This window comes from Psychrobacter nivimaris (assembly GCF_009812035.1).
GTDB classification, from domain to species: Bacteria; Pseudomonadota; Gammaproteobacteria; order Pseudomonadales; family Moraxellaceae; genus Psychrobacter; species Psychrobacter nivimaris.
This window is the reverse complement of the sequence record NZ_VZIZ01000015.1, coordinates 145,491-157,492: the sequence shown is the minus strand read 5'-3', so window position 1 is coordinate 157,492 and position 12,002 is coordinate 145,491. Positions and strand designations below refer to the sequence as shown.

The 12,002-nt window shown below is 43.2% G+C and carries 8 protein-coding genes; 5 read left to right on the top strand and 3 right to left on the bottom strand.

Annotated features, from left to right (window positions below):
• The first annotated feature begins 454 nt into the window (after positions 1-454).
• The 5 genes from FQV37_RS07235 to guaD all read left to right on the top strand — a co-directional run bounded on the left by FQV37_RS07235 (position 455) and on the right by guaD (position 8,837).
• A complete protein-coding gene (locus tag FQV37_RS07235; RefSeq protein ID WP_160021973.1) occupies positions 455-1,063 on the top strand; it encodes a flavodoxin family protein in 609 nt (202 codons plus the stop codon).
• A 917-nt stretch (positions 1,064-1,980) separates the two neighbouring features.
• Positions 1,981-3,693, top strand: a complete 1,713-nt coding sequence (locus FQV37_RS07230) for a xanthine dehydrogenase small subunit (protein WP_160021971.1) — start codon at positions 1,981-1,983, stop codon at positions 3,691-3,693.
• 95 nt (positions 3,694-3,788) lie between these two features.
• Entirely contained in the window at positions 3,789-6,362 is a 2,574-nt protein-coding gene (gene xdhB, locus FQV37_RS07225; RefSeq protein WP_160021969.1) for a xanthine dehydrogenase molybdopterin binding subunit, read from the top strand.
• Positions 6,355-7,326, top strand: a complete 972-nt coding sequence (locus FQV37_RS07220) for an XdhC family protein (protein ID WP_160021967.1) — start codon at positions 6,355-6,357, stop codon at positions 7,324-7,326. The genes xdhB and FQV37_RS07220 overlap by 8 nt, the downstream gene beginning before the upstream one ends.
• A gap of 104 nt (positions 7,327-7,430) precedes the next feature.
• Positions 7,431-8,837: a guanine deaminase gene (gene guaD, locus FQV37_RS07215; protein WP_160021965.1), complete on the top strand. Its 1,407-nt coding sequence runs from the start codon at positions 7,431-7,433 to the stop codon at positions 8,835-8,837.
• A 125-nt stretch (positions 8,838-8,962) separates the two neighbouring features.
• Here guaD and FQV37_RS07210 read toward each other — a convergent pair whose 3' ends face one another.
• The 3 genes from FQV37_RS07210 to alc form a co-directional block, all read right to left on the bottom strand.
• Positions 8,963-9,643 (bottom strand): DUF5020 family protein, encoded by a 681-nt coding sequence (locus FQV37_RS07210; protein ID WP_240990974.1) that lies wholly within the window; start codon positions 9,641-9,643, stop codon positions 8,963-8,965.
• Between the two features lie 612 nt (positions 9,644-10,255).
• Positions 10,256-10,786, bottom strand: a complete 531-nt coding sequence (locus FQV37_RS07205; RefSeq protein ID WP_160021963.1) for an ureidoglycolate lyase — start codon at positions 10,784-10,786, stop codon at positions 10,256-10,258.
• Positions 10,786-11,886 carry an allantoicase gene (alc, locus tag FQV37_RS07200; protein WP_478009420.1) on the bottom strand — a complete coding sequence of 367 codons (1,101 nt, stop codon included), beginning with the start codon at positions 11,884-11,886 and terminating at the stop codon, positions 10,786-10,788. The genes FQV37_RS07205 and alc overlap by 1 nt, the downstream gene beginning before the upstream one ends.
• Positions 11,887-12,002 lie beyond the last annotated feature (116 nt).

Sequence of the window (12,002 nt, the reverse complement as noted above, 5' to 3'; positions counted from 1 at the left end):
ATGCCTTATTTCTTTGTTGTGGTAAACATTAGAGTAAGGCGTTGCTTATTTTTTTCAATGGTTCCTCAATTCTATACAGCCCCTAGTCGGACTTTAATAAATAACTTAAAAACAAAAATACGTCTGATACAATGGGCTTGAATTCAATGAAGTTCATCGCATATATACCGGTATGTATATGCTGCCGTATAGAGACTATGTAATTAAGGACTGTGCAGTTAAAACAGTGTAATTAAAGACTATGCGATTGCTCTATCATTATTGATATTTCTGCCAGTTAAATTGACTCAAAGAAGCATTGCTTGATTCTGTTATATCGCCTGATAGTTGGAAAGTTTGAGCTATCGATAAGTACTTATCAGTGAAAGTGAAGTCACTAGCTATCGACTGTGGCTAAGTATCCAATATTTTATAAGTTTCATTATTCAACCAATTATTTATTATTAGAGTACGTATGAATACACCTGCTAACACCTCTACACCTACTGATAACGCGCCTAATGTCTCAATCGCTGTTATCTTCCATAGTAATTATGGTCATACCAAGCGTGTCGCTGAGGCGATAGTACAAGGTGCGCATCAGCAATTGCCAGCCGCGCAAGCCAAGGCTGTCGATGTGTATGATGTTGATTGGGACTACTTAGATCAGGCAGATTTGCTGGTTTTTGGCAGCGCAGTGTATATGGGCAGTGTGACGGCTGAATTTAAGACCTTTATGGATGAGACATCCAAGCGTTGGTATCATCGTAAATGGGAGGGCAAGTGGGCAGCAGCGTTTGCCAATTCGGGCGGCCTGAGCGGTGATAAACTTGCTGTATTACAGCAGATTTCTCTATATGCGATGCAGCATGGTATGAATTGGATTGGTCTGCCATTGATGCCGACAGGTCATGAGGCTCACGACTTAAACCGTCTGTCTAGCTTTTTGGGTCTAATGACTCAGTCGCTTGATGGGCCACCTGAAGAGACACCAGGTTCGGGCGATATTGATACTGCTATTTGGTTTGGTGATCATCTAGCCAAAACGATTATTAAGCATCAACCAGCTGATGCTAAGCTCTAAAAAAAGCTAGAACCGACAGAGCAATTAAATAAAAAAGCAGACATTGTTGATGTCTGCTTTTTTTTGTGCCAATTTTTATTGAGCGATAAGTGCGATTAAGCGCTAGGCTTTTTATGGAGCAACAAGCTTAGTAGAGGCGGGCTTCACAGGGATAGGACTGTCAACGAATTGAAACGACTGACAACCTCCTAACAGCATCGTTGCTATTAGCAAATAGGTAAAGGCAAATGACTTCATAGTAATATCTCAAAAACGATTTTAGCCCAACGATATGTCACGATTACTTATCATTAGAAGTCACAACAGTGAAGAGTCAGGATTATTTGCAGACATTATATATAAAAATCAGCTGCTGATAGCAGTTTAAAGGCGATATATGTATTTGACACTGTTTTTACGCAGGCTATCTCGCTGTTTATAGTATGGCTTATCTAACGTTTCGTTTGATTTGTCATATATAAAATTAAAGCTACTTATGAAAACAATGTCTAATATTGAGTAGCTAAGCAGTAAATAAAGTCTACAAAACGTATAGATATTTATTTAGATTTAAGTTATTCACCAATTATTTTCCAACTGTTCGATAGTATCTATAGGCATTTTAACGGGTTGTGTTATAAATAAGAATAGTGATAATATGTTGAAAGCTGACCAAATAGTCAAGTATCCTATAGTACGATTTTTCTAACAAAATTGTTCGATGAATGCTGATATCTACAACCAGCTTACCTGATATAAAAAAGCACGATGTCCTGATTTTTTTATCTCTTAAGAATGTATTAGCAAATAAAACTGAATAACCGTACTTGAATGGTTGCAGCATGATGTAAACCAAATGCTTACTTTCAGCATTTAAGCCGTCAAATTTCTTAAGCCTTATGCTTATCTTCATTATTTTATTTTAGCCGAGTCTTGCTATGATTAGTTTTTACTTAAATGGGAAACGCCACGAGCTAACCCAGCTTAACCCTAATACGACAGTGCTTGAGTATCTACGATTGCATGAAGGCCAAACGGATACGAAGGAAGGCTGCGGCAGTGGTGATTGCGGTGCTTGTACGGTAATGGCTCAACGCCTGCCTAGCACTAACCAGCCAGCGCTTAATGATGAAAATGGCGACGAAAAAAATGCTACGCCACCGTTCTATACAGTCAACTCCTGCATTACGCTAGTGTCGCTTATGGATGGTAATCATCTGATGACGGCTTCTTATTTAGCAGATAATCCAGAACATCATCCAGAACGTGCTCTGCTGCATCCAGCGCAGCAGGCCATGGTTGAATGTCACGGATCACAGTGCGGTTTTTGTACGCCTGGGTTTGTGATGTCGCTAGCTTGCGTTTACGAAAACAATCGTATGCAGACAAGTCTAGAAGCAGAAAATCAGGGCGATGCTAAGCAACTAAGCTATGATGAGGTGGTTGCTTCAATCTCTGGCAATCTATGTCGCTGTACAGGTTATCGTCCGATTATCGAGGCGGGCCTATTGATGAGTGATATCGGTCAGCAGAGAGAGGCGGAGCAGTCGGCGGTGAAAGACCTGACGATCAGTCTCGCAACAGATGCGATGAGCAGTACAAAGGAATCAACAGTATCTGAAAACGTGCCAACTGAGTTAAAGAATGAAGAGCCGAATGGTATGGCACCTGCACTTAATGATGCTGGGCGACAGTTATATATGCCCAAGTCACTAGATGAGCTTAATCAGGTATTAGCTGCCAATCCACAAGCTACGATTTGGGCAGGCGGTACGGATTTGGGATTGAGTGTAACCCAACATTTGGTTGATCACGAGGTGATTATCCAACTTTCAGGTGTTGAGGCCCTAAAGTCATGGTCATTACTTGACGCAAAGTCTGACTCAAGCAATAAAGAGTCGAATAACGAGCAAGCTCCTAGCCAATTATTAGTACTAGGTGCTAGCATGAGCTATCAGCAAATGTTGCCTGTGCTTGAGCAATACTTTCCAAGCTTTGCGCAAGTATTTGAGCGTATTGCTTCTCCGCAAATCCGTAATATGGGCACCATCGGCGGCAATATAGCCAACGCTTCTCCAATTGGTGATTTACCACCGATTTTATTGGCGTTAGATGCGTCAATTCATCTGCGTCATTGCGCACCTAATCGTGAAGAGTCAGGCAATGATTTAGGTAATAGTGATTCGGTTTATACGGATGAGATCATACCTTTATCAGAATTTTTCTTAGATTATAAAAAGACCAAACTGCAAGCAGGCAGTTACGTAGTTGCTATCCATATTCCTCTGATGCATGACAATCAGCACTTATTTATTCATAAAATTAGCAAACGCTATGAAGATGATATTTCAGCATGTCTATTGGCGGCGCGAATTGATGTGTCAGCAGATGGTATGAAGATAGAGAATGCTAAGATTGGACTTGGCGGCATGGCTGCCATACCGTTATTAGCCACAACCTGTCAGCAAGCGCTCATTGGGCAAGCTGCTGAAGTTGCGAGTTTTGAGCAAGCAGCACAAGTCTTGTCTGCAGACGTTACGCCTATGACCGATGTCAGAGCCAGCCGTGAATATCGCTCACATGTGGTACAGCGTCTACTGGTGAAGTGCGGTAAGCAATTGGTAGCAGGTAGACAGACTGAGACTGCTTAATTAGCAGAGTTGTAAATTGCTAATACCGCCTTATCGTTATATTTGCCAAGAATAAAAGAGCATTAATAAAAGCGTCCTAATAAAAGAGATCCGCCATGAGCCATCATTCGTCTTTATTTGACAGTTATAGTATCCGCCGCGTGCGTCCGCCAAAAAACAAAATTGGTACCTCGGCTAAGCATGATAGTGCGATTAGCCATGTCATGGGGACGGCGACTTATGTGGATGATATTGCAAAACCGCAAGGCACGCTACATCTGGCAGTAGGTAAAAGCAGCCATGCTCATGCACGTGTACTGAGTATGGATTTAAGCGCTGTTAGAGATGCGGATGGGGTGGTAGATGTCTTAAGTTTTAAAGATTTGCCTGCGCAGACGGATATCGGTGCGGTGTTCGACGGTGAGCCACTGATGGTGGATGACATCACAGAGTATGTGGGTCAGACGTTATTCGTAGTAGTAGCGAGTAGTCATCGCGCTGCCAAAAAAGCTGCGACAAAGGCAGTGGTGGAGTATGAGCCATTGCCAGCGGTACTTAGTATTGATAAAGCGTTAGAGCAAGAGTTATTTGTGCGTCCGAGTCATTTTATGAAGCGTGGTGACGCGGCGACTGCACTTGAGAATTCACCGATTCGCATTGAAGGTCATATTCATATGCGCGGGCAAGAACACTTTTATCTCGAAGGCCAAGTGTCTTATGTCGTGCCTTGTGACGATGGCGGGCTAGAAGTGTATACGTCGTCACAGCATCCAAGCGAAGTACAGCAGCTGGTCGCCGAAGTGACAGATCTGCCATTTCATGCGGTAAACACAGTCGTGCGCCGTATGGGTGGCGGGTTTGGTGGTAAAGAAACGCAAGCCGCTGCATGGGCATGTCTGTGCGGTATTATCGCCAAACGTCATAACGTTCCTGTCAGTATGCGTCTAGATCGTCAAGATGACATGGTGGTGACGGGTAAGCGTCATGAGTTTGCTAATCGTTACGAAGTTGGTTTAGACGAGTCTGGGCGTATATTAGGCGTTGATATGCAACTGGCTGGCTTGTGTGGTTACGCGCCAGATTTGTCTGATGCTATTGTCGATAGAGCGATGTTTCATTGTGATAATGCCTATTATTATCCAGCTGCTCATGTAGCAGGTCATCGCTGCAAAACGCATACCGTATCCAATACTGCCTATCGAGGGTTTGGTGGTCCGCAAGGTCTGATGACCGCTGAATATATGATGGATCATATTGCCTATACCTTGGGACAAGATCCGCTACAAGTGCGCTTAGCAAACTTATATCAAGATGGTCAAAGTACGCATTACGGTCAGACGATTGAGCATTTTGATCTAGCGACCATCATGACTAAACTGGCAGACGATTGTGATTATGACAACCGTCGCCAGCAAATCCTAGAAGCCAATCAAAAAGCTGCCGCCGAAGGCAGTGACAAACGCTTAGGACTTGCGTTGACGCCAGTAAAATTCGGTATTTCATTTACAGTACAGACGCTCAATCAGGCAGGCGCATTGGTACATATTTATACTGATGGCAGTATCCATCTCAATCATGGTGGTACGGAGATGGGGCAGGGTTTATATATAAAAATTGCCCAGATTGTCGCCAATGAATTTGACGTTGATCTGGATACAGTTAAAGTATCAGCGACACGTACGGATAAAGTGCCTAACACTTCACCAACCGCCGCGTCATCAGGGACAGATATTAATGGTAAGGCAGCTCAAAATGCTTGCTTAAGCATTAAAGCGCGCATCATTGAATTTGCGGCTGAGTATTTCGAAGTAGCGCAAGAAGACATACGTTTTGAAAAGAATCATGTCTATATCAGCGATAAAGAAACACTGACTTTTGCTGAGATGATTCAACTGTCGTACCAAAACCGTATTAGTCTGTCGTCTACTGGCTACTATAAAACGCCTAAGATATTTTATGATCGCTCTAAAGCATGGGGTCGTCCATTCTTCTACTTTGCCTTGGGTGCTGCCTGTGCTGAGGTTGAGATTGATACCTTGACAGGTGAATACAAAGTACTGCGCTGTGATGTGTTGCATGATGCAGGAAAATCGATCAACCCTGCCATTGATATCGGTCAGATTGAAGGGGGTTTTGTGCAAGGTATGGGTTGGCTCACGGCAGAAGAGCTGATCTGGAATGATAAAGGTAAGCTCGCATCTGATAGTCCTGCTAATTATAAAATCCCAACCGCGCATGACTTGCCTAAGCAGTGGAATGTCAAACTGTACGATCGCAAAAACGAAGAACAAACGATTTATAACTCTAAAGCCGTTGGCGAGCCGCCGTTTATGCTGGCAGCCAGTGTTTGGTGTGCCCTTAATAATGCAGTGGCTAGTCTTAGTGATTATAAAAAGAATCCAGAGCTGACCATGCCTGCGACGCCAGAAGCTGTACTAAAAGCGGTGATGCGCATGCAAGGCACGTCGTGGGATTTAACAACTGAAACCGATACAGACACGATTGATAGTTTAGTAAAAGGCGCAGAAGAAAATAGCGACCTTTACAACGAAAAAGCAATGCCGCAAGACGTACGTCATGCCAAAGACATCGATCCAAAAGAAGTCGAAGGCAAGCAAACCGATGATCAGCCTAACGCGATAGAGCATCCAAATGTAGCAGGGGCAAGAGGTCCTGCGCACAGTGAATGAGTCGTTAGCACCGCCAGTCGTTTGGTATGAAGGTCTAGCGCGATATCAGCAGCGCGGCATCGCTCATGTGTTAGCGACAGTCGTGGCTGTAAATGGATCTGCTCCTCGAGCGCTACAGGCAAAGATGATCGTCGCGCAGGACAGTATCGTAGATACGCTAGGCGGCGGCGGTCTAGAACATGACGTTATCAATACTGCACGGCAGCTATTAAATGGTGAAATAGCAGCAACGGTATCAAAAGAAGTAAAACCAAAAGTCGCTGAAACTGACGGTGAAAGCGCATCAGTACCTTCTAAAGGGGTACGCCGTGATGCTGTCTATACTAAGCACTACCCGCTAGGTGCGAAATTGGCACAGTGTTGCGGCGGTAGCGTCACCGTTATGTTCGAATGCTTCAATGTAACGCCGCCGATGTCAGTACTAGTGTTTGGTGCAGGGCATGTAGCATCAGCGCTAATGACCATCCTCGCTGAGCTACCTTGTCAGGTAGATTGGGTGGACAGTCGCCCAGAGATGTTTAAGCGTTACTTAGTTGATGAATCTACTACTAATCAATCCACACTTTATAACTTACCAGCGCATATCCGTCCGCATATCGATGATGAGCCTGTAGATTTTGTGCGCCCATTTATCGAGCAGGGTGGTCAGCGTTTTATTCTGGTTATGACTCATGACCATAGTGTTGATTTTGAGTTAGTACGGGCGGCATTAGATACTATTTCTGACACTAGCTCACCTCATGATAAACGCTCAGATATTTCAGCACCTTACATAGGCTGCATTGCCTCGGCAACCAAAGCCAAGCGTTTTAGAGATCGTTTGATTCAGCGTGGCTACAGTGAGCAACTGGTCAATCAGTTGGTCATGCCAATTGGATTGCAAATTGGCGGAAAAGAGCCGATGGCAGTGGCAGTTTCTATCGTGGCACAGCTCCTACAACAGTATCATCAGGCTACTCTTTGAACGGCTCACTCCATATAACTTTGACACTTTTTATTAAATCATTAAAACGCCCAGTACTATTTATCAAAACGCTCAGGACTACCAAGCCATTGTGAGATTTACGAATGACCATACATATCTATAAAGCTCGACTGCTGCACTACTTGACCGAAAGCGATCGTACTGAGCGTGCAACCTCTGATCATTCACAGACATTAATTGCTGAGCAAGACATTGCGTTGCTACCAGTGATTGAAGGTGTACAGGTTTATCCTGAATATATCGCTGATGGTGCGCTTGTCGTAGATGATATGACAGGGTGCATTGTAGAGTATGGGCATAACGAGACAATATTAACGAAATATGTTAATACCACTGAGCAAGCAGGACAGTTAGTAGTCAAAGTACATGATTATCGTGACAAACTTATCATGCCAGGCTTTATCGATACTCATGTGCATTATCCGCAAATAGATATGATTGCTGCTTACGGTGAGCAATTACTTGACTGGCTTAACAATTATACTTTCGTCACCGAGGCCAATTTTGGCGATCCGAAAGTAGCGCATGATACGGCACAGTTCTTCTTAAACCAGCTGCTGGCAAATGGTACGACGAGCGCCATGGTGTTTTCTACCAGTCATCCTGAATCAGTGAACGCATTTTTTACGGAAAGTCACAAGCTCAATACTCGTATGATCACGGGTAATGTCTTGATGGATCAAAATGCGCCTGATAATTTGTGTGTACCTGCTGAGCAGGGCATTCGAGATACCCAAAACATCATTGATAATTGGCATGAGCGCGGCCGCCAACATGTGGCGATTACCCCGCGCTTTGCTATTACTTCGACACCCAAGCAACTACAAATGGCAGGTGAGCTGTATTCCAGTTATGAGAGTGTTTATCTGCAGACGCATTTGGCAGAAAATCATGATGAGATAGCCTTTGTGAAACAACTGTATCCCAATCATAAAGGCTATCTCGATGTCTATGATGATATGGGGTTACTGGGTCGACGCACCACCTTGGCACATGGTATTCACCTTGAAATATCTGAGTATGAACGCCTACGCGATACTGGTACGCAGATATCACACTGTCCGACGTCCAACCTGTTTTTGGGTAGTGGACTATTCGATTTACCCAAGACGTTAAGTTATACCGGTGTCAGTATCGCCACTGACGTTGGAGCAGGGACAAGTCTATCGATGCTGACGACTCTGTCAGAAGCGTACAAAATCCAACAACTACAAAGCAATCAGTTATCCGCTCATCAAGGGCTATACCAAATTACTTTGGGTAATGCCCAGTCGCTATTATTGGACAATAAAATCGGTAACTTTATGCCAAATAAAGAAGCGGATTTTGTGGTCATCGATATGGGTGCAACGGAATTGCTTGAGCGACGTATGGCGCAGACCAAGACACTGGAAGAACAGTTGTTTGTGCTAATGATGCTAGGCGATGATAGAGTAATTGATCAGACGGTAATCGCCGGCGTGAGTCGCTATCGTAAATCAACTTTATAGGTGTAAATAAACGCTGTACCTAAATCAGGAACAAGTGAGACTTCTTTCAGGTATAAAAAATAAACCCTTGTTCATATATTGTAGGAACAAGGGTTTGTTACTGCCAAGAAAGTTTCTATTAGACATTAAAAATGGAATTTTACCAATGCACTAGGGGAGTTTTGATTCACGCCATCAACACCGTATTTATTTTTCCAATAACTATACTCCATACCGACTTCTAAACGGTTATCAATACCGAGCACTTCTTGTAAGTTGTATTTAATTTGCGGATTAATATGAATATTATCTTCAATATCATCATTATTAAATGAATAATCAATAAAGCCGTCTACGACAAAATTATTGCGTTCCCAACCATAGGTTAAGGTAATTTGCTGATCATCGTCAGTATTGTCGTTAAAAGCATGATATAGAGTAGCCGACGCAAACGTTGTACCTGGAATAGGCACATTGAGATCTGCACCAATACCAACCAAATAATTATCTTGGTCAAAGCCCGTACTGTTCGAACCAAATTCATAAGTAGCGGCTAAATTAACCTGCTTGATAAAACTGTCATTAAAAGTTGCTATTTTGAATGTAGGAGACAGCTCGCCATAAGTTTCTCTAAATCTATTGTTTTCAATGTCATCGGCACCTTGGTTTCGATCGACAAAGAAGAACACGCCGCCCCAGTCGTGCGCAGAAGCATGCTCTAATGTAACGGTCGTCAGCTCTCCATCTTCTACGAGTTCATAATCATTACCGTAAAGTACGGAGACACTCGTATCAGTAAAAAAGGTCTTAGCATGGATGCTAGACATACTTCCTAAAGTTGCGATAGCAACAGCTGCCATCGACAATGGTTTGAGTAAAGCTAGCTTCTGGCTAGATGATTTGGTATGACAGGATAAGCTCGTTAATAAATCAAAACGCAAAATATGACCCCTTTATGTACAATTGATTGTTGATTGCCCCAAAACTGCATCGTTACTATTTGCTAGTAAACAAACTATTAATTCAATGCTCTTAGACAACAGTTGATTGATAGCGCTTAAATGCTTACTACTAAAGAGCATTCAATAACCGTGCCACAAATGACCTAGAGAGCTGTCATCTACAGAGTCGTCTAACTTTTAGTCTTATTAACCACTAATTAGGGTAGAAATAAGCAAAATAGTCTTTAACTGTTCTCAAATGAGAGAGCCAATTTCCGTACATTTATATATATGTGGCAAACAATGTTTTTCGAAAGATCAGATCCGCCATAAAAGCACTAAAATGGATATCCATGTGCCTTAAGTTGGGTCGTCTGACGGGCTTTAATCAGTTGATAGGTATATGATTTAACAACTCAACGAACATAAAAAAGCCAGCTAATAGACATTAGCTGGCGTTAAGTTTGTACATGTCGGATGCGACTATTTTATATTCAATTAACTGCATTCGTTTTCTAACTCAATAAACACATGCCAATCCGTGATATCAATCTCATAACAGTTATTACCCTCGCCATTGATACGATCAATAACTAAGAAATCACTGTCACGCCCAAGCGCGAGTAGAGGATGATGCCAGACATTAGCATCGTACTGTACACCTTGGTGAGATTTCGCATAAAACACGGCCAGATCGTCAGCAGACTGCGGCGGCACGCCAGCTTTGGCGACGACGACTATATAGTCTTGCCCTTCCATAGATACAAATGCTTGTGTCCCAAGCGGATGGTATTCCATGACCGAAAGGGCAATCGGATTTTCACGCTTTTTGGCTCGAAAGATACTCATACCAACTGAGCCACCGTTTAGTTTACTTTCGGCAAGTGCATGGTGACGAACCGCATAGCCATTATTGATCTCATAAGTATTGTCAGCGGTTTGTTCATCAATATTATAGCGCTCGATGACCGAGCCATAGGGGGCAAATTTTGCCTTGGTCAAAGGCTTGGCTGTCAGAGTGACACTCATTATTTTGCCTCTTTACTATCAACATCAGTACCAGTATCAATATTAGCCTCAGCAATTTTGCCATACACGCGAACACGGCTAATGCCACCATCTGGGAAGATGTTGACCCGAATATGAGTAATGGGTGTATCAAGTTGAAGCTTGTCTTTGCCAAAGTGATGAACGTCGTCAGCACTGGTTTTTTGCGGCTCAAGCAAGGTATCCCAAAACATGCTTTGAGTCACTAAGGTTTGCTCTGGTGTATTTGGTGAGTAGACGGCTTGAATCGAGACTTTATCAGGATAATTGCCTTTAAAGTGGGCAGTATCTATCTCGATTGAATCAACGATACCTGCTTGACCTAGCGCGATAATGCACCAGTCATTGCCTGGCTCACGGCGACGACGAGTCTCCCAACCATCACCCATGTTAGGCGCTTTAGTTGGTAGTAGTAAGTTACTAGCAGCACCAAAATGCGCATCGTTACTAGCAATCGCACGACCACCATTTAATGCGCCTGCCAAGTCAAGCATCTCGCCTTGTGTATTTAGGCTGGCATCAAGTTGAATATCACCATAGATACGTAGTCGGGCAACACCGCCATCTGGATAGATGTTTAAACGAATATGGGTCACCGTTTGCTCGTTATCAATCTCGATAAGCTCATGATTGTGACCTTGTAACGGAGTCATATCCACTAGCGTCTGCCAGTTTTTACCATCCCAGTCTTCTTTACTTAGACTGGTAAGTTCAGCTTCATCTTGCTGCAGCAGCTCTGGCGCGTATAAGGCATCGACACTGGCGGAAGAGGGGAAGTTACCCGTAAAGTGACTAGTATCAATATCGAGACCAGCAATTTTGGTTGGGCGTGCCAGTTGAATCACTAAATAGTCGTAACCCAAGTGGCGTTTACGACGTGTTTCCCAGCCGTCCATCCATTTACCGTTGTCATCGAATTTGCCTACGATAAAGATAGGCGCATCAGGATTTAAGATCCGGCTTTTATCTGCAAAGAAATCATCGGTTGCAAATAGGGATTTTGCGCCCAAACGACTGTCGGCGACGTTTGATTTTTTGGTAAATGCCGGCAGGGTATCAGGTAGATTGTTTGCTGAGATAATTTGTCCAACTTCTGAAGTATTTTGACTCACAATGATTCCTTTTTTAATAATGGTGTGTGTTGATAGTGTGGTGGCTATCTTGTTTATTTATCTATGATAATTCGCACTCGCTTAGC